Source organism: Pseudofrankia sp. EUN1h, from assembly GCF_001854645.1.
GTDB classification, from domain to species: Bacteria; Actinomycetota; Actinomycetes; order Frankiales; family Frankiaceae; genus Pseudofrankia; species Pseudofrankia saprophytica.
In genome coordinates this window covers 106,513-133,170 of the sequence record NZ_MBLN01000056.1, presented here as the reverse complement: position 1 = coordinate 133,170, position 26,658 = coordinate 106,513, and the positions used below count along the sequence as shown (strand labels likewise).

The 26,658-nt window shown below is 69.8% G+C and carries 25 protein-coding genes, 1 tRNA gene and 1 pseudogene; 17 read left to right on the top strand and 10 right to left on the bottom strand.

Features of this window, described 5'->3' with window-relative positions:
* Nucleotides 1-56: 56 nt before the first annotated feature.
* Both BCD49_RS20175 and BCD49_RS20170 read left to right on the top strand, forming a co-directional pair.
* Nucleotides 57-866: a DUF998 domain-containing protein gene (locus BCD49_RS20175; RefSeq protein WP_007512981.1), complete on the top strand. Its 810-nt coding sequence runs from the start codon at nt 57-59 to the stop codon at nt 864-866.
* Nucleotides 867-1,063: 197 nt separating this feature from the next.
* Nucleotides 1,064-1,603, top strand: coding sequence for a hypothetical protein (locus BCD49_RS20170; RefSeq protein ID WP_007512983.1), 540 nt, complete (start codon nt 1,064-1,066; stop codon nt 1,601-1,603).
* A 72-nt stretch (nt 1,604-1,675) separates the two neighbouring features.
* Here the strand turns inward: BCD49_RS20170 and BCD49_RS20165 are convergent, their stop codons facing one another.
* The gene (locus BCD49_RS20165; RefSeq protein ID WP_007512985.1) at nt 1,676-2,620 is read right to left on the bottom strand and encodes an alpha/beta hydrolase family protein; all 945 of its coding nucleotides are present in this window, start codon (nt 2,618-2,620) and stop codon (nt 1,676-1,678) included.
* 279 nt (nt 2,621-2,899) lie between these two features.
* On the opposite strand from BCD49_RS20165, the gene BCD49_RS20160 reads away from it, so the two are divergent.
* Nucleotides 2,900-3,490: a TetR/AcrR family transcriptional regulator gene (locus tag BCD49_RS20160; RefSeq protein ID WP_007512986.1), complete on the top strand. Its 591-nt coding sequence runs from the start codon at nt 2,900-2,902 to the stop codon at nt 3,488-3,490.
* A 50-nt stretch (nt 3,491-3,540) separates the two neighbouring features.
* Here BCD49_RS20160 and BCD49_RS20155 read toward each other — a convergent pair whose 3' ends face one another.
* The 4 genes from BCD49_RS20155 to BCD49_RS20140 form a co-directional block, all read right to left on the bottom strand.
* Nucleotides 3,541-3,834: a cytochrome C oxidase subunit IV family protein gene (locus BCD49_RS20155; RefSeq protein WP_007512988.1), complete on the bottom strand. Its 294-nt coding sequence runs from the start codon at nt 3,832-3,834 to the stop codon at nt 3,541-3,543.
* 3 nt (nt 3,835-3,837) lie between these two features.
* Nucleotides 3,838-4,359 carry a cytochrome c oxidase subunit 3 gene (locus tag BCD49_RS20150; protein ID WP_071041776.1) on the bottom strand — a complete coding sequence of 174 codons (522 nt, stop codon included), beginning with the start codon at nt 4,357-4,359 and terminating at the stop codon, nt 3,838-3,840.
* Nucleotides 4,360-4,424: 65 nt separating this feature from the next.
* Nucleotides 4,425-5,198 carry a hypothetical protein gene (locus BCD49_RS20145; protein ID WP_071041775.1) on the bottom strand — a complete coding sequence of 258 codons (774 nt, stop codon included), beginning with the start codon at nt 5,196-5,198 and terminating at the stop codon, nt 4,425-4,427.
* A complete protein-coding gene (locus BCD49_RS20140) occupies nt 5,195-5,911 on the bottom strand; it encodes a hypothetical protein (protein WP_083401574.1) in 717 nt (238 codons plus the stop codon). Before BCD49_RS20140 ends, BCD49_RS20145 begins: the two co-directional genes overlap by 4 nt.
* A 52-nt stretch (nt 5,912-5,963) precedes the next feature.
* On the opposite strand from BCD49_RS20140, the gene BCD49_RS20135 reads away from it, so the two are divergent.
* A complete protein-coding gene (locus BCD49_RS20135; protein WP_007512997.1) occupies nt 5,964-6,563 on the top strand; it encodes a TetR/AcrR family transcriptional regulator in 600 nt (199 codons plus the stop codon).
* Nucleotides 6,564-6,750: 187 nt separating this feature from the next.
* Here BCD49_RS20135 and BCD49_RS20130 read toward each other — a convergent pair whose 3' ends face one another.
* Entirely contained in the window at nt 6,751-8,241 is a 1,491-nt protein-coding gene (locus BCD49_RS20130; RefSeq protein ID WP_071041773.1) for an MDR family MFS transporter, read from the bottom strand.
* Between the two features lie 100 nt (nt 8,242-8,341).
* On the opposite strand from BCD49_RS20130, the gene BCD49_RS20125 reads away from it, so the two are divergent.
* A complete protein-coding gene (locus BCD49_RS20125; RefSeq protein ID WP_071041772.1) occupies nt 8,342-8,926 on the top strand; it encodes a TetR/AcrR family transcriptional regulator in 585 nt (194 codons plus the stop codon).
* A gap of 76 nt (nt 8,927-9,002) precedes the next feature.
* Here the strand turns inward: BCD49_RS20125 and BCD49_RS20120 are convergent, their stop codons facing one another.
* The gene (locus BCD49_RS20120; RefSeq protein ID WP_007513003.1) at nt 9,003-9,365 is read right to left on the bottom strand and encodes a hypothetical protein; all 363 of its coding nucleotides are present in this window, start codon (nt 9,363-9,365) and stop codon (nt 9,003-9,005) included.
* Between the two features lie 49 nt (nt 9,366-9,414).
* Here BCD49_RS20120 and BCD49_RS20115 point away from each other — a divergent pair, with 49 nt between their 5' ends.
* The 5 genes from BCD49_RS20115 (at nt 9,415) to BCD49_RS20095 (ending at nt 14,203) form a co-directional block, all read left to right on the top strand.
* Entirely contained in the window at nt 9,415-10,164 is a 750-nt protein-coding gene (locus BCD49_RS20115; RefSeq protein WP_007513005.1) for a DeoR/GlpR family DNA-binding transcription regulator, read from the top strand.
* Between the two features lie 99 nt (nt 10,165-10,263).
* Complete coding sequence (locus tag BCD49_RS20110) at nt 10,264-11,520, top strand: amidohydrolase family protein (RefSeq protein WP_007513007.1); 1,257 nt, start codon at nt 10,264-10,266, stop codon at nt 11,518-11,520.
* Nucleotides 11,521-11,611: 91 nt separating this feature from the next.
* A complete protein-coding gene (locus BCD49_RS20105; protein WP_007513009.1) occupies nt 11,612-11,986 on the top strand; it encodes a hypothetical protein in 375 nt (124 codons plus the stop codon).
* Between the two features lie 182 nt (nt 11,987-12,168).
* Complete coding sequence (locus tag BCD49_RS20100) at nt 12,169-12,987, top strand: ferritin-like domain-containing protein (RefSeq protein WP_007513011.1); 819 nt, start codon at nt 12,169-12,171, stop codon at nt 12,985-12,987.
* Between the two features lie 82 nt (nt 12,988-13,069).
* The gene (locus BCD49_RS20095; RefSeq protein ID WP_007513012.1) at nt 13,070-14,203 is read left to right on the top strand and encodes a pentapeptide repeat-containing protein; all 1,134 of its coding nucleotides are present in this window, start codon (nt 13,070-13,072) and stop codon (nt 14,201-14,203) included.
* 815 nt (nt 14,204-15,018) lie between these two features.
* On the opposite strand, the gene BCD49_RS20090 is transcribed toward BCD49_RS20095, so the two are convergent.
* Nucleotides 15,019-15,091, bottom strand: a tRNA-Lys gene (locus BCD49_RS20090).
* Between the two features lie 407 nt (nt 15,092-15,498).
* Here BCD49_RS20090 and BCD49_RS40840 point away from each other — a divergent pair.
* Nucleotides 15,499-16,458, top strand: coding sequence for an MFS transporter (locus BCD49_RS40840; RefSeq protein WP_083401573.1), 960 nt, complete (start codon nt 15,499-15,501; stop codon nt 16,456-16,458).
* Nucleotides 16,459-16,807: 349 nt separating this feature from the next.
* A complete protein-coding gene (locus tag BCD49_RS20080; protein WP_007513018.1) occupies nt 16,808-17,584 on the top strand; it encodes a peptidoglycan-binding protein in 777 nt (258 codons plus the stop codon).
* Between the two features lie 8 nt (nt 17,585-17,592).
* Here BCD49_RS20080 and BCD49_RS20075 read toward each other — a convergent pair whose 3' ends face one another.
* Nucleotides 17,593-18,027 carry an SRPBCC family protein gene (locus tag BCD49_RS20075; RefSeq protein ID WP_071041771.1) on the bottom strand — a complete coding sequence of 145 codons (435 nt, stop codon included), beginning with the start codon at nt 18,025-18,027 and terminating at the stop codon, nt 17,593-17,595.
* 615 nt (nt 18,028-18,642) lie between these two features.
* Between BCD49_RS20075 and BCD49_RS20070 the strand changes: the two genes are divergently transcribed.
* From BCD49_RS20070 to BCD49_RS44180, 3 genes are all read left to right on the top strand, one after another.
* A complete protein-coding gene (locus BCD49_RS20070; protein ID WP_007513025.1) occupies nt 18,643-19,911 on the top strand; it encodes a DUF4407 domain-containing protein in 1,269 nt (422 codons plus the stop codon).
* Nucleotides 19,912-20,208: 297 nt separating this feature from the next.
* Complete coding sequence (locus BCD49_RS45150; protein WP_241832364.1) at nt 20,209-21,054, top strand: phage holin family protein; 846 nt, start codon at nt 20,209-20,211, stop codon at nt 21,052-21,054.
* Complete coding sequence (locus BCD49_RS44180) at nt 21,030-22,103, top strand: DUF3618 domain-containing protein (protein WP_007513029.1); 1,074 nt, start codon at nt 21,030-21,032, stop codon at nt 22,101-22,103. The genes BCD49_RS45150 and BCD49_RS44180 overlap by 25 nt, the downstream gene beginning before the upstream one ends.
* 113 nt (nt 22,104-22,216) lie before the next feature.
* Here BCD49_RS44180 and BCD49_RS20050 read toward each other — a convergent pair whose 3' ends face one another.
* Nucleotides 22,217-23,443, bottom strand: coding sequence for an ABC transporter ATP-binding protein (locus BCD49_RS20050; RefSeq protein WP_035924341.1), 1,227 nt, complete (start codon nt 23,441-23,443; stop codon nt 22,217-22,219).
* 402 nt (nt 23,444-23,845) lie between these two features.
* Here BCD49_RS20050 and BCD49_RS20045 point away from each other — a divergent pair, with 402 nt between their 5' ends.
* Both BCD49_RS20045 and BCD49_RS20040 read left to right on the top strand, forming a co-directional pair.
* Nucleotides 23,846-25,147 (top strand): extracellular solute-binding protein, encoded by a 1,302-nt coding sequence (locus BCD49_RS20045; protein ID WP_198939450.1) that lies wholly within the window; start codon nt 23,846-23,848, stop codon nt 25,145-25,147.
* A 442-nt stretch (nt 25,148-25,589) separates the two neighbouring features.
* Nucleotides 25,590-26,564: pseudogene (locus tag BCD49_RS20040) on the top strand (carbohydrate ABC transporter permease); the annotation flags it as partial.
* Nucleotides 26,565-26,658 lie beyond the last annotated feature (94 nt).

The window sequence follows — 26,658 nt, the reverse complement described above, 5'->3', positions numbered from 1 at the left end:
ACCGTCTGGTTCTTCGCAACCACGGTTCTCCGGAATCATCCAGAAAGGAAGAGACGATGTCGCATTCCCACGGGGCCACCACCCGGACCACCGACGGGACCACCGCCCCGACCGCCGGCCGAGGCGGCGCGGCTGCCCCGGCCGACGCCCACCGGTGGCCGCTGCTCGCCCGGATCGGCGCGTTGGCTGTCGGGACCTTCGTCGTCGACGCGATCGTCGTCGGCCTGCTGAACCCCGGCTACAACCCGGTCCGTGAGGGCGTCAGCGCGCTCGCGGCGACCAATGCCGACTATGCCTGGCTGATGATCGCCGGATTCCTGGCCCAGGCCGTCGGCCTGGTCTGCACCGGGGTCCTGCTCTGGCGGCGGGTCGGCCGCGGCAAGGCCGGCCGCGCCGCCGCGGTGCTGGTGACGCTCACCGGCGCCGGCATGGCCGTTGCGGGCCTGGCCCGGCAGGACTGCTCGGAGCGGCTGTCGAGCTGCATCGACTACGACGACGCGCCGTTGGCGTCCACCCACTTCTGGGTGCACCAGTACGTCTCGATGGCGCTGTTCCTCGGGCTGATCGTGGCGCTGTTCCTGTTGGCCCGCGCGCTGCGCCGGGACTCGGGCCGGGCGCACCTGGCGGTCCCGACCCGGTTCGTCGCGATCTACTGCCTGCTGACCGTCGCGGCGGTGTTCATCGGTGAGATCGGCAACGCCTACTACGGCCTGTTCCAGCGGGTGTTCACGCTGCTGGTGTTCGGCTGGCCCGTGGTCGTGGCCGTCTCGGCGTCGCGCCGGTCGGTCTCCGAAACGGCGGACAGCGTCCCCGCGGTGGAGGTCGCGCACGTCGCGGCGGCGTCGCACGCCGGCCACACCGCCTGAGGCCGGTGCCGACGTTGCCCGACGAACCGCCCTCCGTACCGGTAGCCGGTACAGGAGGCCACGTCTCCCACCCGGCGGCCTTCCCGGCCGCCGGGTTCGGACGTTCGGACACACCCGGCCCGAGGTCGCCGGTCGGGCTCCAGGTCGCGGATCGGCCCTGCGCGGCGAGCCGCGCGGGTACCCATCGGGTAGACCTCATGGGCGTGGACGTCTACGACCGCCTCGACCATCCGGTCGTGTCCCGCCGTGGCTGGCGGGCGGGCATGCTCGCGCTCGCCCGCAACCCGGTCGGTTCGATCTACGGAACGGTTCTCGCCGACTCGGTGCTGGCGGTGGAGTCCGAGCGCCAGACGGAGCTGCGTGATCTGATCTACGCCGAGCTGGTCAGCGTGCTCGTGTACTGGCTCGCCCACGTGTATGCCGACTTCCTCGGCTCACCKCCGAGCGTGAGCCGCCGGGCCGGCCTGCATCGCCTGGCCGAGACGATGGTCCATGAATGGTCTCTGGTGACGGCGTCGTTCTTCCCGCTGGTCGCGGTGCTGCTGGCCGCGGCGGCTGGGGCGTCCGTCCAGACGGCGGCGCTCGCCGGGATGTGGACCGGCGTGGCCGCGCTGGTGCTGTGGGGGGAGATCGCCGGCCGGCACAGCGGACGCGGTACCTGGGCGTCCCTGGCGTACGGGCTCGTCGCCGGGGTGTTCGGCGTCGCCCTGATCCTGCTGCGAGTGCTCCTCCACTGACGCCGAGCAGGTCCATCGGAGGCTGTCCATGACCGCCGGGTCAATCAGAGACCGACCACGCTTCTCTGGTTTTCATTTGGATTCGAGGCGGCCTAGTGGATGGTCGTTCTCCGACAGGGCCTTCTGCGCCGCCAGCCAGCTGGATTCCTCGATGTCGAGGGCATGACGGAGATAGGCCCAGGTGATCCGCTGGATCAGGGCGACTCGTTCGGGGCTCTCGTCCGTCGTCTCCTTGGCCTCGTAGCCGGGGATGCCGCCAAGCGAGTGTTCCGCCCCGAAGAGGGTGAGCAGGCTCTTGTCGCCGGGGCTGAGGAAGTACGGGTCGGTCATCCAGTCCGGCCCCCGAAGCGTCAGCGGCGAGTGGTCCTGGTCTCCCGCGACCACGAGGGCGGGCGTGATCATGTCCGTGAAGCTCGGGTTCAGGAACGGGAAGTTCTCGACCGCGAACGGCGTCAGGTCGGCTCCGCCCTGTCCCGCGGTCGCGAACAGCACGCCCGCCTTGATCCGTGAGTCGGACAGGTCCTCGCCCTTCCCGCTCTCCGGGTCGAGGACTCGCAGGCCCAGCAGGTTGGCCGCGGTCTGGCCGCCGAAGGAGTGCCCGGCCGCGGCGACGCGGCTTCGGTCGACGCGGCCGCCGAGGCCGGGAACGGCCGCTTCCAGGAGATCCAGATGATCGAGCACGCGTTTCACGTCCTCGACTCGGAAACGCCAGATCCGTGGCGTCCGGGGATCGTCGGGAGGAACATCCAGCGTTCTGGAGTCGAGATGGGTTGGCTGAATGACCACGAAACCGTTGGCGGCCCAGAAGTCGGCCAGCGGGCCGTAGCCGTCCAACGACGAGCCAAAGCCATGGGAGAAGACGACGACAGGCAGCTCGCGCCCGGTCACGGGCGCGGAGACCCGCACACGCAGGTCCGCGCCGCGGCCCGGCGCTGACAGCACCACCGGCTTCACCGAGACGACTGGAGTGGATCCACCGGTGGCCATGTCGGTGGTCGCCAGGGCAGATTCGGTCATGGAGGGGCCTTCCTTTCGGCTGATTCGCGGCTGGCGTCGCGGCATTGGTGCGACGCGTCGGCTCGCGCGGTCTCCCCAGAGCGGCCCGGCACGTTCGCGCCGCCGTCCGGTCGATCGGCGGCGCCGCGTGGTGACCATGCCTGCCTGGTCGTCGGGTTGCTGATCTGGCACCATGGAGAAGTGGGACGCCGTCCCGCTTGACGATATGGGACGTTGTCCCGTTTAGCAAGCTCGGCGGCGACCGGAGGAAGCTCGGCGGCGACCGGAGGGAGGTGCGCGGTGAGCGACAGCGATCGAGACATGGGACCCGCGGTCCGACCCAAACGGGCGGACGCACGACGTAACAAGGAGACCCTGCTCGACGCGGCCGCCGCGATCTTCGTCGCGGCGGGGGTGGAAGCGCCGATACGTGACATCGCGGCCAGGGCCGGGGTCGGGACGGCGACGATCTACCGCCACTTCCCGACGCGGGCGGATCTCATCGTCGCCGTCTACCGGCACCAGGTCGAGGCCCTCGCCGAGGCCGGCCCCGCCCTGCTGGCGACCAGCGCGACTCCGTACGCAGCGCTCGGGCGCTGGATCGATCTCTTCGTCGACTTCGTGGTCACCAAACAAGGACTCGCCTCCGTGCTGCAGTCCGACGACCCCTGTTTCGACCCCCTGCACTCCTACTTCCTCGACCGGCTCGTGCCCGTGTGCACCCAACTGCTCGACGCCGCGGCCAACTCCGGCGAGATCCGCTCCGACCAGGACGCCTACGAGCTCATGCGCGGCGTCGGCGGTATCTGCATAGGCGCCGGCGCCAACCCCCGCTACGACGCCCGCCGACTGGTCAAGATCCTCGTCGCGGGTCTACGCCGACCACAGTGACCCACCGGTCCGGCGGCTGATATGGCCTGCCGTCACGCGCTGCCGCGATGCTAGGTGGCCGCTTTCCCCACGAAGTACATGCCGAGCAGGGCGGCGGCCATGAGCACGACCCAGAGATCGGTGAGGCGGCGGAGCAGCCCAGGCGCGTGCCGTACCTCCATGAACTCCCGCATGATGATCCTGACCTTGGCCAGTGCGAGGGCGATCGCGCTGACGGTGACGACGGTGCTCGCGGTCGGTGTGCCGTGGTCGTCGGCCGAGTGGTCGATCCAKAGATAGATCACCGTGATGGCTGACAGGACGAGCCAGACGGCGAAAAGTCTTTTGTTGAATGCGGTTCCCACGGATCACCTCGCGACGTAGAGCAGGGCGAAGATCAGAACCCAGAGAAAGTCGACGGTGTGCCAGTACGTGGCGCAGGTCTCGACGATCTCCTGGGAGCGTCGTCTCGGGCTTGAGAGCTGATAGACGATGACGCCGAGGGCGACAAAGCCGATCAGTAGGTGGACGCAGTGGATCGCAGTGAGGAAGAAGTAGTACTCGAAGAAGTCGCCGCTGGTGAACGTGTTTCCCAGGTCGACCTGATGGAACCATTCGACGATCTTCAKGGTTAGGAAGGCGACGCCGAAGCCCGCGGTGAGGACCGCGTCCCGCAGCGCGAGCCGGTAGCGCCCGGCGCGCGCCGTCTGGACGCAGCGAGCCACYGACCACGAGCTCGTCAGCAGGGCAATGGTGCCGAGGACTCCGAGCCAGAGGTCGAGGTGCGACTGGGCCTGCAGAAATGCGACCTCGTGCTGCGCGCGGTGGTAGAGATAGACCCCGAAGTACGAAGTGAAGACGAGGGACTCGAACAGCACGAAGAACCACATGCCCGGTTCACCGGGAACTCGTCCCGATGGCTGCGTCTCCGGTGCGGCCACTGCCTGCGTGCTCGTCACGACGTCACCTCCGCGACGGCCTGCGTGCGCCGTTTCCTCGGTGGGAGGTCGGGTAATGGCCCGGTACCGAAGTCCTCGCGGATGATCATATTGCGCAGCAAGGTGATGAAGGCGCCGGTGTACATGCCGAAGACGGCCACGTTGATCCACCAGGCGATGGTGCCGTTCCAGGACAAGGCGCCGCGGGAGAATATCCAGGACGGCGCGACGACGACCTCGGTGAGGGCGTTGCACAGGTTCAGGTAGCCGAACCACCTCGGCAGGACGCGGTTCTTGTCGAGGAGGATCGCCGCCATCCAGATCAGCGAGCCGACGAGGAAGACGCCCATGGTGCCGGAGAACGACAGGAATCCGAAGTCGTAGAGCCAGTGCTGTATCGCCGGATCCCGGTCGGGCCGCATGGCGCCGACCGTCATCGCCACGCAGATGAACAGGAAGCCGGGGACCGCGCTGACCCCGTACAGGATCAGATAGGAGTACGCGAAGGCGCGGCTGACGGACATCCRACGGATCGAGTACGTGATCAGCGCGATGGACGTCGCCGAGAGGCCGCCCAGGACGAACACCAGGGAGAACCCGACGAGCAGACCCTCATGGCGGTGCGCGAACCAGTTGGTCACCTGGTGGTCGTCCGACCACGGCGGCGCCGGGGGCTGGGTGCGGGTGAGCACGAAGAAGACGACCGTGTACAGGTTGTAGAAGATGAGGGTCGCGTACCACATGAGCCAGAGCTCGCGCTTCGGGTCGCCGCGCCAGGCGGGCCGCTTCATGTGGCGGCCGGAGCAGCCGGGGCGGYGGCGCGGTCGTGCCGCAGCGACTGTCCCAGAACGGCGGACATCACGACGATCCAGAGCGCGATCGCGACGTTCTTGACCCAGAATGACAGGAACCCGTCCCAGGCAATCACCCCGCTGCGCGCGAGCCCCGCGAACCCGGCCGGCACGATCGCGACCGCGATGAGGACGTTGAAGTACGCGACCCACCGCGGGAACACCGGCTCGTCCTGCTCATCGAGACAGATCGCGAGTGCCAGGAAAATGCTCTGCGCGACGAGAAAGGGAACACCGCACGTGAAGGTGACCCATCCGAGGTCGTTGAAAAGCATCGTCAGGTCGGGCGAGCGATCCGGCCGGAACGCCGCCAACAGCCAGAAGACGGTCGCGGTCAGGAACGTTATGGGGGCGGCCCCCGCGCAGCCGATCATGCAGTAGCGCAGGACCGGGGTGCGGTGAGCCATACCGCGCATCCGCTCCACGATCAGCATCAGCATCGGAATCAGTGCCACGCAGAACCAATTGAGAAGGATCATGCTGTAGCGGACGCGGGCGGTGTGGTCATGGTAGAAGGCCGCCACCTCCGAGGCCGAGGCTCGCGGAGACATCGGCGGTAGGAAGCCGGGGAAGAGGAAGAATGCGGCGATCCAGATAATCGCCACCGCGGGTAATGTCCAGAAGATGATCGTCTCGCCGGCTGTTCGTCGCATGAGCGGCGAGGATAGCCGATCGGCTAGTCGAGTGTCTAGCCGATCGGCTATCATGTCGTCCGTGGCTTTGACGACGCAGTCCCGCCTGGGTACCCGCCTGGCCGAGATCCGGCACACCCCGGCCCAGGTGCGCGTGATCACCGCCGCGCTCGGGCTCTTCGCTGAATACGGCGTGGCCGGAACTTCGCTGCAGATGATCGCCGACGCGATGGGCGTCACCAAGGCGGCGGTCTATCACCAGTTCAAGACCAAGGACGAGATCGTCATCGCGACCGCCGACCACGAGCTGGTCACCCTCGAAGCGGCCGTCGAGGACGCCGAAGCGGCGCCGGGCCGCGTCGAGGCGCGCCGGGCCCTGCTGCATCAGCTGGTCGACTTCTCCGTGCGCAACCGTGCCCAGGTCCGGGCCTGGCAGGGCGACCCCGCGATGATGCGGGTCCTCGCGAGGCACGAGCCGTTCAGCGGCCTCACCCGGCGCATGTTCGCCCTGCTCGTCGACGACGACAGCGAGAACGACTGGAGCATTCCCGCCGCGATGCTCGCCGCCGCCATCACCGCCGTCGGCCAGCCCGCGCTCGCGGCACTCGACCCGGAGATCCTGCGTGAGCGGGTCTACCACTACGCGTGCCGCCTGCTCGACCTGCGCGACTGAGCCAGACGGTCAGCGTTCGATCATCCTCGCCGAGCCGCCGAGCCGCCGAGCCGCCGAGCCGCCGAGCCGCCGAGCCGCCGAGCCGCCCGTTCGCCGTTGTGTGACCCGCTCAGCCTGTCCGCCGGCGTCCACCGGACCAGCAGCTGGCCCTACGCCGGGAGCTGACCGTGGCCGTGGGGCTGTGTGTCTAGACCAGGACGGCGGGCTCGGCCTCTGCCTCTGCCGGGTTGGGGATGGCGGGCGCCTGGGCGCGGCCGGGAAGAAGGAGACAGACCGGGACCGCGGCCGCGGTGAAGGCGACGGACCACCAGAAGGCGTCGCCAAAGGCGCCGGCGAGGGCGGACTGGGTGTGGGCGCCGGCGGTGGCGTGCTGGAGGACGACGGCGAGGACGGCGACGCCCATGGAGCCGCCGAGCTGCTGGGTGACGCGGATGACGATGCTGGCGTGCGGGATCTCGGCGTGGCCCAGGCCGACGTAGGCGGCGCCGGTGAGGGGGATGGTGGCGACGCCGACTCCGGCGCCGCGCACGAGCAGCGCCGCCAGCAGCAGCACCGTGYTGGTGTCGGCGGTGACGAAGGCGAAGGGCACGGTGCCGATGGCGACGGCGGCGAATCCGGCCAGGCCGACCCAGCGAGGCCCATAGCGGTCGGTGTACTTGCCAGCCAGCCTGCGGGAGAACAGCGCGCCGATGCCCTGCGGGATGAGCAGGAGGCCGGCGCCCAGGGCGTCCTCGCCGCGGACCTGCTGCCAGTACAGGGGCAGCAGGAACAGCGCGCCGTAGAGGGTGGCGCCGAGCAGGAAGCCGACGGTGGCCGAGGACGCCAGGGCGCGGTGACGGAACAACCGCAGATTGACCAGGGCCTCCCCGGCGCGAGGTAGGGCCCAGGCGACGAAGCCRCCGACGAGCGCTAGGCCGGCGAGCAGCGGCAGCAGGACCTCGACGCTGGCGAAGCCGGCGCTGCCCTCGACCTGGGACAGGCCATAGATGATGGCGGCGGCGCCGGGGGAGAGCAGGAGCAGGCCGACGACGTCGAGGCGGGTGCGGCTGCCGGGCGCCGGGCGGTCGTCGGGCAGGTTTCGCAGCGCGAGCCAGCCGCCGACGACGCAGAAGGGGACGTTGACCAGGAACAGCCAGCGCCAGTCGCCCAGGTGCAGGATGATCCCGCCCAGCACCGGGCCGAGGATGGGGCCGAGCGAGGCGGGCAACGAGATGGTCGCCATCACCTTGCCGACGTTGTGGCCGCCGGCGGCCTGCATGATCATTGTGATCATGAGCGGCATCATGACGCCGCCGCCGATGCCCTGCAGGACACGGAAGGCGATCAGGCTGGGCGCGTTCCACGCGGCCGCGCACAGCATCGACCCCACGAAGAACACGCCGAGAGCCAGGATCCACAGCCGCTTGCCGCCGAGCGCCGACTGGGCCCAGCCGGCGATGGGGATCGTGACGAACATCGCCAGCAGGTAGCCGGTGCTGACCCACTGGATGGTGGACAGCGAGGCGTGAAGCTCGCCGGCGAGGTCGTTGATCGCGACGCTGACGATGGTGGTGTCGAAGACGACGGCCAGCGTGCCCACGATGATGGTGAACGCCGTCCGCCACACGGCGGGATCGACCCAGTCCGCATCCACATCCGTCCAGGTGGGCGGGGAGGCGGTCTGGCTGGAAGTGCTCACACGCGGCCACCTAGGATACGCGACTGTGTCTTAATGGCGCCGACACTAGCTGGGCCAACACAAGACACACAAGTGTTTCTAAGGTGGAGTGAGGGAGACCATGCCAGAACGGCGCCGCGGCGCGGTGCTGGAGGAGGCGCTGCTGGAGGYGGCCTGGGACGAGCTGGCGGAGAACGGTTACGCCAGTTTCACCATGGACGCCGTCGTCCAGCGCGCCGGTACCAGCCGCCCCGTGCTCTACCGCCGCTGGTCCGACCGCCACGAGCTCGTCCGGGCAGCGGTCACCCGCGCGCTTACCCGCGCCCACCTCGACATGCCCGACACCGGAAGCCTGCGCGGCGACGTCCTCGCCCTCATGCGGGAGATCAACGCCACCCGCGTTCAGCTCGCCACGGTCCTCAGCGTCCACCTGGCCGGCTACTACCAGGAGACGGGCACCAGCCCCGCCGACCTGCGTGAACTCGTCGCCGCCGGCCGGGAGAACTCCATCGACATCCTGTTCACCCGGGCCGCGGCACGCGGCGAGATCAAGCCAGAACACCTCACTCGCCGCCTGAAGGCACTGCCCTTCGACCTTCTGCGCTACGAGTTCCTCATGACCCTCACCGCTGTGCCCGACCAGACCCTGGAGGAGATCGTCGACACGATCTTCCTCCCGCTCGTGTGCGGCGCCGACTCGAGCTGAACACCCGAGCGCCGCCGCCATGCGCCGGGGCGGTCCCGTACCTGCCACGCGGCTGACGGGTCCGCACTGGTTACGTCTAGGCGGCTCGGTAGCCGGGGATGTCCTCGACGCGGCGGTAGACCGGCAGGCCCCGCTCCTGGGCGATCTGGACGTCCTGGTCGGCGCCGGTGGACGTGCCGGGCAGCCGGAGCACCGCGTCGCAATGCTGGAGCAGGCGTTCCGCGGTGGGATACATGATCTGTTCGGCGACCGGGTCGGTCGGGCCGGTGCCGCCCGCGCCGCGCAGGACGGGCAGCGCGACCCACTCTCCGATCATCGGGACGTGACCGCTGCGGAAGACCGGCCAGGCGGCCTCCTCCAGGCGGGCCAGGTTCTGCGCCATCAGATCGGGATCGTCGCCGGTGCCCGAGCGGTAGGGCCCCGCGATAAGAATCAGCATGGCGCCGACTGTATCGTGCAAGAGTCGGCAAAAACAAGGAGAAACGTGCATGCTCGCCGCTCAACGTCGCGACCTTCTCCTCGAGCGCCTGCGCGCTGACGGCCGGATCGTCGCCAAGGTCCTCGCCGCCGAGCTCGGCCTGTCCGAGGACAGCATCCGCCGCGACCTGCGCGACCTCGCGGCGGCGGGCCTGTGCCAACGTGTCTACGGCGGCGCGTTGCCCGTCTCTCCGGCGATCGCCGACTACGTCGCCCGCCAGGACGTCGAGGTGTCCGGCAAGCAGCGGGTGGCCCTCGCCGCGGCCGCGCTGATCGAACCGGGCAGCACCGCGATCCTCGACGGCGGCACGACCGCGTTGGCCGTGGCGCGCGCGCTGCCCGTCGACCTGCGGGCCACCGTCGTGACCCACAGCCCGACCGTGGCGAGCGCGCTGGTCGACCACCAGGACGTGGAGGTCTATCTGATCGGCGGTCGGCTGTTCAAGCACTCGATGGTCGCGTGCGGCGCCGCCGCCGTGGAGGCCGCGCGCGGGCTGCACGCCGACCTGTTCCTGCTGGGCGTGACCGGCGTGCACCCCGAGGCGGGGCTGACCACCGGCGACGCGGACGAGGCCGCGATGAAGCGCGCCCTGGCGCACCAGGCCGCCGACACCTACGTGCTGGCGAGTTCGGAGAAGATCGGCACGGCCTCCCGGTTCACCGTCCTGCCGTTGGCGGAGGTCGCCGGGGTCGTCACGGACGCGAGCGCGGACAACCCGACGGTGCGGGCCCTGGACGTGCCGGTCATCCACGCGCCCTGACGCGTCTCGCGGACGCCCCAAGGTCCGCAAACCGCCCGTGACCACCGCCAACAGAGCTAGGATTTGGTCCTAGTCAAAATTCTGGTGGAGGAGGGCGTCGTGGACAAGGACGAGATGATCCTGGTCAGCGTGGACGACCACGTGATCGAGCCACCGGACATGTTCGAGCGCTACCTGCCGAAGAAGTGGGCCGACGCGGCGCCGCGGGTCGTCACCCAGGGCACCGCCAACCAGTGGATCTACCGGGGCAAGCCGGCCGGGCTCGTCGGGCTGAACGCGGTGGTCGGGTGGCCGCCGCTGGAGTGGAACAGCGAGCCGTCGGGGTTCGCCGAGATGCGGCCGGGCGCTTACGACATCCACGCCCGCGTGCGCGACATGGACCGCAACGGCGTACTGGCCTCGATGTGCTTCCCGACGTTCGCCGGCTTCAGCGGAGGCCACCTCAGCCAGTTCCGCGACGAGACGACCACCGCCGTGATCCAGGCCTACAACGACTGGCACATCGACGAGTGGTGCGCCACCTACCCCGGCCGGTTCATCCCGCTCGCGATCGCCCCGATCTACGACCCGGCCGCGGCCGCCAAGGAGGTCCGCCGGGTCGCCGCGAAGGGCGCCCGCGGCATCGCCATGCCCGAGATGCCGCACATCGACAACCTCCCGAGCTACCACGACGAGGACTACTGGAGGCCGATCTGGACGGCCATGGCCGAGACCGGCCTGGCCATGGTCCTGCACATCGGCATGGGCCTGCGCTCACTCACGTTGGCGCCCGGCGCACCGCGCGACCACACCATGATCCTCGCCTGCCAGATCTCCGCGCTCGCCGCCCAGGACCTGCTCTGGGGACCGGCCTATCGCAACTACCCCGACCTGAGGTTCTCCTACGCCGAGGGCGGCATCGGCTGGGTGCCGTTCTACCTCGACCGGTGCGACCGCCACTACACGAACCAGAAGTGGCTGCGCCGCGACTTCGGCGGCAAACTGCCCAGCCAGGTCTTCCTGGAGCAGTCCCTCGCGTGCTTCGTCACCGACCCGCACGCGGTCGCCGCCCGCCACGAGGTCGGCATGGACATCATCGCCTGGGAATGCGACTACCCGCACTCCGACGCCATCTGGCCGGACGCGCCCGAATGGCTGGAGAAGGAGTTCACCACCGCCGGCTGCACCGACGACGAGATCAACAAGATGACCTGGCAGAACGCGGCGCGCTTCTACAACTGGGACCCCTTCGCCACGCTGCCGAAGGAGCGGGCCACGGTCGGCGCACTACGCGCCCTCGCCGCGGACGTCGACATCACGATCCGCCCCCGGGCGGAATGGGCTGAGCTCTACCGGCAACAGCACGCCGCCGTCTGACCCCAGCCCCCGCCGCTGAGCGCGCGACTGTGTATGCCCCTCGCTAGGTTCAGGGAGCCATAGGTTCAGAGAGCCGGCTGAAGGGGCCGCTATGACTGACGACGGAATCGAGCCGATCGTCGGCTGGGCGGCCGACGTGCCGTTCACCGCGCTACCGCCGTCGGCCGGCCGCGAGGCTTCGGTGCCGCTGGTGGTCACCTGGCACATGATGGATCCGCCACGCTCCGACGAGGGGTTCGCCGCACTGCTGCCCCTGACCGGGGTCCCGGCCTGGCGAATCCACCTCGGCATGCCGTTCGTCGGCCGCCGGCCCGTCGAGGGCGCGTTCGAGGCGGCGCAGGCCGATCCGCTGCTGCGCTACGTCGATCCGCTCGTCCGCCAGGCGACGGCCGAGTTCCCGGCGGTCCTCGACGAGCTGCGCACCCGCTTCGACATCGCGCCGGGCCCGATCGCGCTGGTCGGCTGACCACGATCGACGGCCTTGGCCACTCACTCCTCGAGTCCGGACCGACCGTCGATGCCATCTCCACCACCTGGCTCGCGACCAACTTCTGACCAGCTCCCAACCAGCACGCCGGGGTTCTCTCCGGCCGCGATCCTGGTCGCGAAAGCTTGCACGCCCGCTCGGGTCTGGGTTCCGGTGCGGGCGTGGGCCTGGCCCGGCCGCGTTGGTCAACCGTCGCGAAAAATGACAATCTGGGTGTCTTTTCCAACGCTGTGCAACCATGGCTCGTGCCCGAGGATGCGTCAGAAGCCTTTGACTCATGGCGACATAGATTCGAGGCGAACAGGTTTCGGCCCGACCCGGACTGGAGAGCGGGCGCCGAGATTCCCAGGGCRCTGGCCATCAGCCTCGCCAGAATCCAGGTCGGCGAGGCCAGTGACGGCGCGGGGATGATGCGGGCGGCCGCGCGGGCGGGCCACCCCGGCTACCTCGAAGCCACGCGGCTGTTCATCGCCGAGGAGCAGGACCACTCGCGGCTGCTCGCCCGGCTGCTCATCGCCGCTGGGCGGCCGACGATCGCGGCGCATTGGAGCGACACCATTTTCCGCTCGCTGCGCTGGCGGGCCCGCCTGCCGCGCGAGGTGCTGGTCCTGACCGTCGCCGAGGTGTGCGTGCTGCGCTACTTCCAGATGGTCCGTGACGGCGCCGGCGACCAGCTGACCCGCGAGGTCGCGGCGCGCATCCTCACCGACGAGCAGGAGCACGTTCCCTTCCACGTCCGCCGTCTGCGCCTGGACCTCGCCGGCCTGCCCGGGCCGACGCGCGCCCTGATCGCCGCCGCGTGGTGGGCCCTGCTCGCCGTGTCCGCGGCGGTGCTCGCGATCAATCACCGCGCCGCCCTGCGCCTGTTCGGGGTATTCCCCAACCGCTACTTCGCCGACACGCTCCGGCTGTTCGCCCCCGTCGCCAAAGCCGCACTCGCCGCCGGTCCGGCTGACCAAGCCGAGACTCCCACCGGCTAGTGACGGGGCGTTCACGCCCACACCACGCCCAAACCCAGACGCTAATGGAACCGCCTTCGATCGCGGCTGCGATGATCAGTCGGTGAGGTGGGCGACCGATGACTTCCGTGTCGGCTACAGCCAGTACTACCTGTGCGATTACAACGTGATCCCCGAGGGTGTGGGCCTGAGCCAGGCCCATCAGGGGAACTCGCTCGTCGGGGCGGGTGGTGGGCACCTGGCTGTGGTCTGCGGGACCCACACCGGATGGATCCGGATCACCGTCGACGTCCGCGACGACGAGCCCCCCGCTGCCTTCGATGGCTGGCCCATGGTCGTGGACATCAGTCATCACAGCAACGCGGGCCGGACCTGGCTCGGCGACCTGGACAGCGGCGGGCCGCCCGAGCTGTGGAACCTGACGCCCGGCGGGCCTGGCTGGTACCGGGTCCGCGTGCGGGCGAGAGGACGCGACGCCGCGCGGGCCGCCGGTACTGCCTGCTTCGACGCCGACCCGCCGCTGGAGGAACACGCGGTGAGCATCTGGCCGGCGCCGCCCGCGCCCGAGGTCGTCCACCGTGGCGACGACGAGATCGCCCGCGGGCCGCGGCCAGCCCCAGGCGGTCCGCTGCCCGCTTTCTACCCGGAATGCCGCGCCGGCTGGGCGCCGCCGCCCGCCAGCGACGAGCCCACGGAACTGGTACCGCAACGCGTCGAGAAGATCATCGACTGGACCATCGCCCACTACCCCGGGGCCCAACTCGTCGGCGCACGCCTCGCCGGCCGGGACCTGACGTTCGCCACCTTCGTGGCGGCCCGCCTCACCGGCGCCGACCTCACTGGCGCGGTACTCGCCAAGACGAAGCTCACCGCGACCGACCTCGCCGGGACCCGCCTGTCCCGGGCCAACCTCGACGGCGCGGACCTCGCCAACGCCAACCTGACCGGCGCTCGGCTCGACGACGCCGTCCTGACCGGTGCCCATCTGAGCGAGGCCCGCCTCGTCGGCGCGATCCTCACCCGCGCGGACCTCCACCGGGCCGATCTCGTCGGCGCGGACCTCACCGGCGCCGACCTGACCGGGGCACGACTCGACGGCGTCTCCTGGTCGGAGTCCCCGGACTGGCCGGAGACGACCCGCTGGCCGACTCCAGCCCTGGCCCGGCACATCCGCGCCTATTCCGACGCGTCACCGATCAGGCCCACCGACCTCACCATCCGCGCGCTCACCCTCTGACAGCCGAGAACCCACCTCGCGGATCATCGAGGCGGCCGCGCCGGTGGGTCGGTGGGGCGGTGGGGCGGTGGGGCGGTGGGGGACGGTAGAAGGGCCTCCCACCAAGTGATGCCGCGCCGCGCCGAACGGCCGCTCCCGAGGGCACCCAGTCAGCGGCTGATAACTCTCCGCCAGCCGCGGGCGACCGGCCGTGCCGTACAGAAGTAGCGGCGATGGGTCTCCAACAACGCGGCGGCCTCAGCCCGGGTTGGCACCTTTTGGGATTTGGTCTTGCAGTCGGGACACACGTAGCGGGCCAAGGCGGTGCTCCTTCCGGTGCCGGGCAGTCGACGCGGGGCGTCAACGGCCATCCTCGCCGGTTGTGGTGGGCACCGTGGCCCCGACGCGGACACGGAAGGCGTCGGGTTCATGTCAGACAGGGTCGGGCTGGCTGACGGACAGCGCGTCGACGGAGCGGCGCGGGTCAGGTCGGCCTCGGCCGGGTCCTTCGCTGGCGTCGGTTCTGGTGCGGAATTCGGTGCCATCGCCACGGCATCGAGGGCGGCATGCAGCTATGGGATGTGAGGTCCTTCGCGTCGGGGCTGTTGGACGCCGTCTGGCCCAGCAGCAGCCGGCTGAGCAGGACGCCCGAACAGATGGCGACCGGTAGGGCGGCGCGGGCCCGTGGCGGAGCAGGACGTCTTCCCTGCCTGCCGCGAGCTGGGGATCGGCGTCGTGCCCTACAGCCCGCTCGGGCGCGGCATGCCCAGCCCTTCGACTCCATCGGAGGGCGTCGAGAGCGGCACGAACATGCAGGTCACAGACCTGGGCGAGGGTGGGCCGTCAGGGACTCGAACCCTGAACTCGCCGGTTAAAAGCCGGCTGCTCTGCCAATTGAGCTAACGGCCCGTCGGCTGATCGTACCCGGGCAGGCCGGGGTGCTGGTGGCTTCGTGTGCGCTCAGGCTGCGCTCAGCCTTCGCGGAGGCTGAGCGACCGGGCGGCCGGAGCGCCCCCCATCGCCGTCGGCCTCTGTCGGGCTGGGGTGCGCTCGGGCGTGCTGGCTGGTCCGCCCCGTTCACGCCGAGTGGTCGACGGGCACGCGAGGATGCGGTGCTCTGGGGCGCTGATGTGGTCGCCGGCGCTGTCGGGCGGGCCTTCCCGATCAGGGCTGCGCGCAGGAGACGCGACACCAGGCACCTTCTGTAGCAATCTTGGCACTCTGAGTGCATGTTGGGTCATCTGTTCGGGCGGATCCGGTTAGTAGTCGGGATTTTGGGCACCGACCGGCTGAACTGCTGTGGAGGGAGCCGACCGATGAGCCTCACCGGAGATACCGGATTCAACCGTGCCAGAGGTAGCTGGCGGATCCCACGAAGCCGCGGCGCCGTCGCAGGTCTGCTGCTGATGGTCCTCGGCGCGTGGGGCGCCCTCGTACCCTTCATTGGCCCCGCCTTCGACTTCGGGTTCGGCGGGACGCAGACCTGGGACTGGACCGCGGCGCGGTTCTGGCTTGAGGTTCTGCCAGGCATCGCCGCCTTCGTCGGTGGACTGATGCTGACGGCGAGCGCGAACCGCGGAACGACGATGCTGGGCGCATGGCTGGCGATCGCGGCCGGCGCCTGGTTCATCATCGGCCCGACCCTGGCCACGCCGTGGCACCTGGGTGACCTGGGCACCCCGATGGGCAGCACCGCGCGGCAGGCGACGACCTGGCTGATGTTCTTCTACGGGCTTGGCGCCGTGATCCTCTACCTGGCGTCGACCGCGCAGGGCCGGCTCAGCGTCCGCAGCCTTCGCGACATCGAGCACGCCCAGATGCGTGCGCACCGCAAGGCGCTGGCGCGTGAGGGTCATGGCGGCCTCTTCGGCGGCCGCCGGGCGCGGCAGGCCGAGCCGGAGCCGGTGGGGGCGGGGCGTGCCGACCGCGACGAGCGGGTCAGCGCGGCCCMGGCTTCGACCTCGGCCTCGACCGGGCGTTTCGACCGTAGCCGGCGAGCCGAGCGGGCGGACCAGACCGCCGATCGGGACGTGTACCCGAGCGAAGCCACCCGCACCACTTCGTCCGACCGGGCCGAGAACGTCCGGACGGAGCGGGTCGAAGGCGGGAAGCGGGGCGCGGACTCGGCGACCACCGGGCACGAGGTCTACMCGAGCGACACCGCTCAGGCCGGCGACGCCGCGAGTGGTCGTCATGAGGCGCCGCACGAGGGATTCGGCGGGAAGATCGGCCGGACCCTCGCCCGGCACGGTATCGGTGGTCGGCACCAGGACTGACGGTCGAGGGCCGGGCGGGGCAGCTGAGTCGGCCCAGCGCCTGAGTCGGCCCAGCGCCTGAGTCAGCCGAGCGCCGCGGCCAGGCCGGTTCAGACGCCATCGGTCACTAGAGGCAGTGACCATGGTTCCCAGCGGTCCCTGTCGGAGCGGCGAAGCCGCTCCGACAGGGACCGAACCTATCTGTCGAGCCCCAGCGGCCGTCGATCGATGATCGACGGCCGCGGTTGTCTGGCTGGTTCGTGCGATTCGGGCACGAAGGGTCCGGACCACCCCTAACCTTGCCGCGGAACCCTGGCTACTGGCCGGGTGGTGCGGACGAGGGACCAGGGATTAGAGACTAGGGGCGAGCGTGACGACACCTGAGAAAGTGCGTGTCGGTCGGGGAGGCTGGCCATCAGACGGTCGGGGCGGAACGATCAACGCCGCGGGCGACGGGTTTGGGTCCTACTACGGGATCGGCGCCGGCGAGCGGGCTCCAGAAGGCAGCACCGCCGATGACATCGCTGCGGTCCAGGCGGGCGTGAAGGCGATCCAGCGCGCGTTGAACTGGCACCAGGCGACCAAGACGGCGATCCCCACCGACGGGAAGTTCACCCAGACGACCCGTAACGCGCTGATCGCTTTTCAGCAGCAGAAGCAGCCCACCATCAACCGGGACATGTACCTCCCGGCCAGCGAGCGCAGCCCGCTCGGGCTGGTCCACAAGGAGACGTCGTACGCCCTGTTCATGCCGATCGCGGACCGCTACGCGCTGAAGTACACCGTTCCTCGCGGGTTGCTGCGCGGGATCACGACGATCGAGAGCAACTGGGACCCGGGCGCTATCGGCTACTACACGAACTCCGACTTCGGCCTGTGCCAGTGGAACACCACTCTGCCCGGCATCACCAAGGACAACGCGCTGGACCCCTACTGGGCGCTCGACTCCACGGCGCACGCGATGCGCGACCGAATCGACTCGGACCGGTGGGTCAAGAACTGGATCTACGTGATCGCCGCGCACAATGTGCCGACCTGGGCGGCTGACTGGGCCCAGGGCAAGCTGTCGGCGAGCAACCCCGATGACAAGCCCAAGCTTGACCGGATGACCGGCTACGTCACCAACGTCCTCGCCCGAGTCTGGTAGGCCGGGCGTCAGACGCGGGAGGTGAGGTTGTCCAGGACGGCGGTCCACAGCTTGCGTACGCCGATCGGCGCGAAGATCCGCTCGAAGAACCCGCCGACGCCGCCCGCGCCCGTCCAGGTCGTCGTCACGGTAACGGTGCTGCCGGTGCCCTGAGGGAGTACCCGCCAGACCGTCCGCAGGGTGGAATTCTGATCAGACTCGACCAACGTCTGCTCGTCCGGCGCCGTCACCTCGGCGGTGACGTCGCGGATCCGCTTCTTGGTCGCGTGCAGCCGGTACGAGATCCGGGTGCCCGGTCCCTTGCCGCCGGCAAGCACCTGATAATCGGTGATGTTCGCCGGCCACAGCTGGGGGCGTGTCCCCTCGTAGTCGGACACCAGCTCGAGCAYCCGGTCGGGCGCGGCGTCGAGAGAACGCTCCGCCACGACGTTGATCTGCCCCATCGACCCGTCCTCCGTTCAGCCCGGCGCTGGATGGCGCGGGGTCCCGATGCCGCTGGCCGTGGGTGCGCACCGCGGCGGACCCCGCTCCTCTCGCAGACGTTAACGAGCCGCTCGGGGCGCCGCGCGGCCGGCAGGCACCCCCGGCCCCAACCGCTACCACAGTGTCAATGATTGAATGCGGAGAGTGATGGTGGCGGCTATGGTGCCGGCATGGACTCCGGCGGCGAACGGCTGCGCGGTGGTGAGCTCGTCGATGGCTCCTCCGGTTCGCGCCTACCGTCGGGCCGCGACGGCGAGGCCAACCCCGCCCAGGCAGATCAGGACCACGCGGATCAGGCGTACCCGGACGATGGTGACGATGCGCGTGGGACGTATGAGACGTATGAGACGTATGAGCCGGGTGGATCTGGCGGTGATACCAGGCCTTACGGGAATTACTACGACGAAGCTGATTCCTTCGCAACCGACCGTTACGAGACTGACGAGCGCCATGAAGCGCTCGATGCGGCGGCTGATGTGGCGGCCGATGCGGCGGCTGGTCCAGCCGCTGGTCCAGCGGCCGGTCCGGCCCTTGGCCGGGGTGTGCCGCGGCGCCCGCGGGCGAGCGCCCGGCGGGTGGCCGCGAACCTGCTGATCGGCTGTACCGGTGCCGACCACCGGGCGGTCGCTGAGCGAGACCGGTCCCGGTTCACCAGCGCCGGCGCGTTGATGCTGCTGACCGCGGCGCTGGCCGCCTACGCGGGCGCCTCCGTCGCCGCGTTCGGGTTTGGCACCTCGACGCTGGCGGCGCTGCCGTACGGGCTGTTCTACGCGGCGTTCATCTTCTTCATCGACCGTTCGGTGCTGCTCACCGTCCGGCCGCTGCGGGTCAAGGGAAAGGGGAAGAAGGAGGAAATCCGGCCGCGCCGTTGGCTGCCGACCGGGGCCATACGCATATTCATCGCGGTCTGCGGCGCGATCCTGGTCGGTGAGTCGTTGTTGCTGCGGTTCTTCGACTCGTCGATCCAGCCTCGGGTGGCCGAGCTGCGTCAGGAGGAGCTGTCCGGAGTGCTCGCCGCCTGGGACGGGAGCCAGCACACGACCGAGGCGAGACTCGCCACGGATCTGGCCGACCGGCGCGCGCAGCTGACCGCGGCGGAGAACCTGGTGACGACCAAGACCGGCGAGGTGAACTGCCAGCTCACCGGTGGCGACGGGTGCCTCGGTGGGCGTGGGCCGGTCTATCAGGTGAAGCTTGGCGAGCTCCAGGCAGCGACGGCCCAGGTGCCGAAGCTTCGTGCGGAGCGTGACGCCGCCCAGGCCAGGCTGGACTCCTTTCGGACGAGCCGCGACCAGCGCCGTGCCCAGTACGCCGACACCCAGTGGGCGCAGATCCGAGGCTCGAACGACCTGCTCATGCGGGAGAAGGGCTTCTGGCGGCTGACGGCCGACGACAATTCGGTCAAAGCCTGGCGTGTGCTGCTCAGTCTGCTGATTCTCGGCATTGACCTTGCCCCGCTGTTGTTCAAGCGCAGCCTCGACCGGACTTCGTATTCCCGGGCGGAACGCGCCGCTCTCTGGGAAGGCGAGACCAACGAGTTCGTCGACGCCTTCCAGCTGAACCGCAATGCGAAGGCCCGTCGCGGCCGGGCTGACGAGGTGGCCGAGCACATGGCCGCCCGTTACGAGGAGTATGCGCTCGCTCGGGAGGAACTGCGGTTGGCCACGTCGATGGACACGGACACRGCCGAGGCCTCGCTTCTGCGTGAGGAGCGGCGGCTCGGACACGACCGCCAGGCCGACGACCTGCGCCGAGCGCACCGGCTCCCCGCCACCGTCCCGCCGCCGCCGACCCAGACCGGGGTTCCCGCGTCACGGGGAAGGCGCGACTCGAAGGAGGCTTAACTCCTCGTCTGCCGGGCATCGACCACGCGCCCGTCCCCTCGAGCTATTCAGACGCAGGGAGGCAGCATGACGAGGTCGCAACGGTCGAAGTCGACTGGGACGGTGCCTCCAGATCTCGAGGAGCGCCCGTACAGCGAGGATCTGGGGATCGGGACCGACGCGTCGGAGAGAACGGGCGCATCGGAAAGAATGGGCGTATCGGAAGGAACGGATGCGTCGGAAAAGATAGGCAGGTCCGCGTCGACCGGGGAATTCGACCCTGCCGGCTCGTCGCGACGAACGCGAGGACGCAGTCCGATGGACCTCTCCGGGCACGCGGCCACGACGCGCCACCGCGCCACGGATCGAACGGGGTTCGTCGACAAGCCCTACCCAATGGACTCGGATCTGGCGGGCGACGCGCACCGGGGCGGGACCACCTACCGTGCGCCGTTCCCCGACACATATCCAGAAGTGTCCGACGTATCCGCCCGGTCCGTTTCCCAGGCGTCCGCGGTGACCGGAGCCAGTGCCGGCGGCCCGCCAGCCGGCGAGCCGATCATCACGCCGGTCGGCCAGATGCCGGAGAGCATCCGGGCGTCGGCCAGAAGCTCCGGGGTCGCGACGGTTACTCCGGCCGCGACGACCACCCCGGCCACGGCGACGRCTGCCTCACCCGCGATGACCCGTTCAACGGCGGCTGCGCCGAGGGTCGCTGTACGGACGGCTGCTATCCCGACGGAGGCCGAAGCGGCGGCGGACGGACAGATAACCGGGGGCAAGAGATCTCGTCCATCGGCTGGACAGCTTGTCTCCGGCGTCGCGGCCGACATGTCGACGCTAATCCGTAAGGAAGTGGAACTCGCCAAGGCGGAAGTCCGTCAGTCGGCGAACCGAGCGGGCAAAGGCGCCGGAATGTTCGCCGGAGCAGGCGGAGCCGCCGTCTTCGCGGTGCTGTTCCTGCTGCTGGCGGCGATGTTCGGCCTGTCGGAGGTGATGGCGCTCGGTTGGGCGGCGCTGATCGTCGCCGCCATCCTGGTGCTCTCGGCGGCCGTGCTCGGTCTCGTTGCCAAGCGAACGGTCAAGAAGGTGCATCCCGCGCCGACTCAGACCGTTGAGACGCTGAAGGAGGACGTGCGGTGGGCGAGCGGCCTGAGGAAATAAGGTCTGAGATCGAAGAGACTCGGGACCGGATCAGCGCCGAGATCGACGAGCTGACCGACCGGTACAGCCCAGGCCGGGTCGCCGGCCGCAAGGTCCACGACGCGCGGGACGCGGCCGCATCCATGCGGGCGAGAGCGGGCGTCGGTGCCGGCGGGATCCGCCAACGGCTGACCTTGCGCGGCAGCGGCCACCTCGGCGAAGGCCACACCGGCAACGGGGAGGCGGGCGCGGCGGGCGCCCGACTCGCCGACGCCGACAGCCGCGGCAAGCGGGAGCCCCGAGAGGCCCGGCGCCATCGGGAAGCCGACGAGGCAAAGCACCGCGGCCGTTTCTTCCGGCGCCATCAGGGCGCCGACAAGCCCGAGCGACGTCGGGCCGCGAGCGATGGTTGGACGACCGCGACTACGACGGGAGCGCCGGACTTCGAGCCCTACCCGGCAGGACCCGCCGGCGACGTCGGCCACGTCGGCCACGTCGGTTACCCGGCCGACCAGCCAGAGCACAGCTCACGGTCAGAACGCAGCTCATACGCCTATGCCGGGGAGGGGCTGTACTCGTCGGCATCGCCGGAGCGGACGCTTCATACCGGCGAGACCAGCGGTGCCACATCTCGACCGGTTCGTTCCGCTACCGCAGGTGCAAGGGCTGGCGCCCACGGAACCGGGGAGATCGCCGGGCCAGGGGAACCTGGACCCGCGGGCATGAGCGAACCCGCCTCGACGGCCCGGTCCCGCCCGAGCGGGCAGGACACGGCAACCGGACGAGAGCCTGCGTCGCGCCGGCGCACCAAGGCCGGGCGCGGTACCACCCACAAGATCCACAAGATCAATACGGGCGGTCACGGCCAGGAGATCGGCCTGGCGGGCGCGTCCGTCGTGATGGCCGCCGTCGGCGCTCGGCTGGTACGGCACGCCGGCCGTCAGGAGACGGAGCTGCGGGTCGCCGCGGACAGCACGCGCCGTTACTGGCGACCAGATCTTCCGCCCGCGGCCGCCGCCAGGGCGGTCTCCCGGAAGACGAGCGAGTCGCGGACGCGACGACCCTCGTAGCTTCTCGTAGGCGGCCAGGTCGTAGATAGCCAGGCAAGTCAGGTGGGCCGTGGGAGCGGAACGACGGTTCCGCCTGCGCCGCGGGGCAGGCGGAACCGTGAACGCCCGCTCCCTCAGGCCGCGGGCGCGGCGGCCGTGGCGGCCGCGGTGACCAGCGGCGCGGCGGCGGCCCGCAGTGTCACGCCGGTCTCGGCGTCGAACAGATGCAGACGCTCGGCCGCGACGTAGAACGGCATCCGGCCACCGGAGGTGACCAGGGTGCGCGGGTCCAGCGCCGCGGTGAACCGATGCTTCTCCGGGTCGATGGGCAACTCGTCGTCGGCGGTGACCATCGCGTGCGCGGCCTGGGCGGCGGCGCCGCTGACCGAGCCCGTGACCATCTCCCCGTGCGCGAGGGTTTCGGTACCGAGCCGCTCGACGAGGTCGATGTCTACCTCGAGGGCGAGCGCCGGACCGTCCGGCGGCTTGATCTCGACGTCGTGCGGCCGTACCCCGACCAGGATGTCCGGAGTGCTGGACGCGGTGACGGCCGCGGCGATGCCCGCGGGCAGAACCAGCGTCTGACCGCTGACGCGCAGCGCGGTCTCGCCGTCCTCGGTCGTGAGCGTGCCGGGGATGAGGTTCGTCGGCGGGCTGCCGATGAACGCCGCGACGAAGACGTTGGCCGGGCGGGAGAACAGGTCCTCGGGGGTGCCGAGCTGTTGGAGCCGGCCGTCGTGCAGGACCGCGATGCGGTCGGCCATGGTCATGGCCTCGATCTGGTCATGCGTGACGTAGAGGGTCGTGACCCCGAGCGTGCGCTGGATGCGCGCGATCTGGGCGCGGACCTGGGTGCGCAGCTTCGCGTCCAGATTCGACAGTGGCTCGTCCATGAGGAAGGCCCGCGGCTCGCGAACGATCGCCCGCCCCATCGCGACCCGCTGGCGCTGGCCGCCGGACAGGGCCTTCGGCCGCCGGTCGAGCAGCTCGGTGATGCCCAGGATCTCGGCCGCGCGCTCCACCCGGTCGTTGCGCTCCTTGCGGTGGACGCCGGCGAGCCGGAGCCCGAACGCCATGTTGTTGCGCACCGTCATGTGCGGATACAAAGCGTAACTCTGGAAGACCATTGCCAGGTCGCGGTCCGCTGGCGGGACCCTCGTGACGTCTCGGCCACCGACGAGCACCTGGCCCGAGGTGGGCTGGAGCAGCCCGGCGACGATGCGCAGCGCGGTCGTCTTTCCGCTGCCGGATGGTCCGACGAGGACGAGAAACTCGCCGTCCTCGACGGTCAGGCTGATGTGGTCGAGAACCGGGCGGACATCGTAGGTCAGCGTGACGTCACGGAGCTCGATCGTGGACATGGGCTCCCTCTTCCCTTCCACCATGCGGGTGTGGCGGACCACGGCCGTCTCCCGGCGGCCCGACGGGCTACCGGAGAGCCGCCCGAAGGTCGGCAGATATGGATGGCCGCCTCGGCGGGACGCGCGGGGGAGGGAGTCCCCGGACTTCCATGGCGGGGCGTCGCGGGATTCAGGGTTGCATGGTGCGCCCGGTCACGTCCAGCCCCCGTCGGCCTCCGGTGCGCGGCCGCCTCGCTGACCACCGGAAATCACCGGTTGTAGCGAGTGATGCTCGCTGGGTATTCCGAAACCTCGGAGCAACTGACTCTTGACAGCAACGCAACGGCCGTTCACAGTTTCGAAGCCATGAGAGCGCTCACACGCGATCAGTGCGGTGGGCGTGGAAGCCAGAGGGAGGGCTTCATGAGGGCACATCGTGGCCGCTTCGCGGCTGTGGCCGGGGCGGTGGCCCTGGCCACCGCGTTAACGGCGGCAGCGTGTGGTGGGAGTGACGACAAGGGAGGTGGGGGCGKCAACGGTACGACCACGCTCCACATCAACACGTTCGGCGTTTTCGGCTACAAGGAGGCCGGCCTGTACGCGGCCTTCGAGGCCAGCCATCCAGGCGTCAAGATCGTCGAGTCCGTCTCGGAGTACAACGACCACCACAATGCCCTGGTCAACCACCTCGCGGCGGGCTCCGGCGCGGCGGACATCGAGGGCGTCGACGAGGGCTTCGTCGCCCAGTTCAAGGCCGAGCCCGAGCTGTTCGCGAACCTGCTCGACCTGGGCGCGACCAGCCGGAAGGCCGACTACCCGGAGGCCAAGTGGAACGCCTTCCTGTCGCCTGACGGCACCAAGCAGCTCGGCCTCGGCACGGACGTCGGCGGCCTGGCGATGTGCTACCGCACCGACCTGTTCCAGAAGGCCGGCCTCCCGACCGACCCGGCCGCGGTGAGCGCGCTGTGGCCGACCTGGGACCAGTTCTTCGCGACCGGCACGAAGTTCCGCGACGCCAACACCGGCGCCTCCTTCTTCGACGCCGGCCAGAACCTCTACAACGCGCAGATGTTCCAGCAGAGCACGGCCTACTACAAGCCGGGCACGGAAGACCTCGTGGTCGACACCAACCCGGCCATCAAGACGGCCTGGGACAACGTGATGAAGGCCATCGGTGACGGCGAGTCCGCCAAGCTGGTCCCGTTCGCGGACGACTGGACGACGGCCATGAAGCAGGGCAAGTTCGCCACCCTGACCTGCCCGGCCTGGATGGCGGGCTACATCAAGACCAACGCGCCGGAGACCAAGGGCCTGTGGAACGTCGCCACGGTTCCCGGCGGCAGCGGCAACTGGGGCGGCTCCTGGCTGGTGATCCCGGCGCAGAGCAAGAACCAGAAGCTCGCCTACGAGCTGATGGACTTCCTGACCAAGCCCGAGAACCAGGTGAAGGTCTTCAAGACGGTCGGCAACATGCCGTCCACCATCGGAGCCGTCAACGACCCGACGGTGCAGGGCTTCACCGACCCGTTCTTCAACAACGCGCCGACCGGCAAGATCTTCGGCGAGTCGGCCCTCAAGCTGGTTCCCCAGTACCAGGGCCCGAAGCACGGCGCGATCCGGCAGGCGATCGAGGAACACGGCATCCAGCTCGTCGAACAGGGCAAGGCCGATCCGGACACGGCCTGGAAGGACGCCCTGGCCGAGGCGCAACGGGCAGCCCGCTGACCCCGGCCCCGGTCCCGGCACCGATCCCGATCCCGGCTCCGGCGCTGTTCCGCCCCTGCTAATGATCGACGATCTCCTGGAAGGTCGGGCCGCGCCACCGTCGGCGGCGTGGCCCGACCCCCAGACCGGCTGCCCGGGGCCGCGGCCCCCCGAATGGGCTTCCCGTCCATCGGGCCCCGGGCAGCCGCTTCCCACGGAGCTGCTGCTCAAGACCGGAAAGTTCGCCGCCATCGGCGAAGTCCGGCGCGTGGCCCGGGTCTCCGTGGGGCCCGGGCCACGCCAGTATCCCGTCCCCCTGGCCCTGGCCCTGACCCTGGCCGGGTTCGGGCTCCGGGCGCGCGAAGCTCGCCGTCCGGCCCAGCCCGTGAGCCCGTGACCACCGACCAGCCCTAGCCATCGACCAGCCATCGACCAGCCGTGCGATCGGGCGGGAGGAGACCCGGTGACCATCACAGCACCCCCGGCGTCCGAGGTGGACGCTCCGTCGCCACGGCCGACGCGCCGGTCGGGCGCGGCCCGGTCCGCGATCCGCCGGGTGACCGGAGTGACGGCGCCCTATGGGTTCGTCGCGCCGTTCTTCATGATCTTTCTCGTGTTCGGGCTCTTCCCGATGGCCTACACGTTCTGGGTGTCGCTGACAGACCGTGACCTGCTGCGGCCCCACGACGCGAAGATGATCGGGCTGCGCAACTACACCGACCTGCTGCACGACGAGTTCTTCTGGAACGCCGTCAAGAACACGTTCGAGCTGATGCTGCTGTGCACCGTGCCGCAGCTGGCGCTCGCGTTGATCATGGCGCACATCCTCAACGCCCGGCTGCGCGGCCGGATGCTGTTCCGGATGGGCGTCCTGCTGCCCAACATCACGTCGATCGTCGCGGTGACGATCGTTTTCGGCCAGCTCTTCAGCCGCGACTTCGGCCTGTTCAACTGGCTGCTTGGCCTGGTCGGCGTCGACAACGTCGACTGGCAGGCCGGCGAGTGGTCCTCGAAGATCGCCATCGCGATGATGGTGGTCTGGCGGTGGACGGGCTACAACGCGCTGATCTACCTGGCCGCCATGCAGGCCATCCCGAAGGAACAGTTCGAGGCCGCGGCGATCGACGGCGCCGGCACCTGGCGGCAGCTCTGGCACGTGACGTTGCCGGCGCTGCGCCCGACGATCGCCTTCACAGCGCTCGTGTCACTCATCGGGCAGATCCAACTGTTCACCGAGCCGCTGCTGTTCGACATCTCGCCGGGAAGCGTCAGCGGCGGCACCGACCGCCAGTTCCAGACGCTCGCGCTGTTCCTCTACGAGGAGGGCTTCCGGCTGCGGCACTTCGGCTACGGCTCGGCCGTCGCCTGGCTGATGTTCCTCCTGACGGTGATCCTCGCGGCGTTCGCGTACTTCCTCACCCGCGGGGGCGCCCGGATCGGCGCCGCTCGCCACCCCGGGCGCGGCGGCGGACGGCGTCTCGCGTCCCGCAAGCCCGCCGCTGGCGCTGCCGCGCCGGCCGCCTCCGCGACAT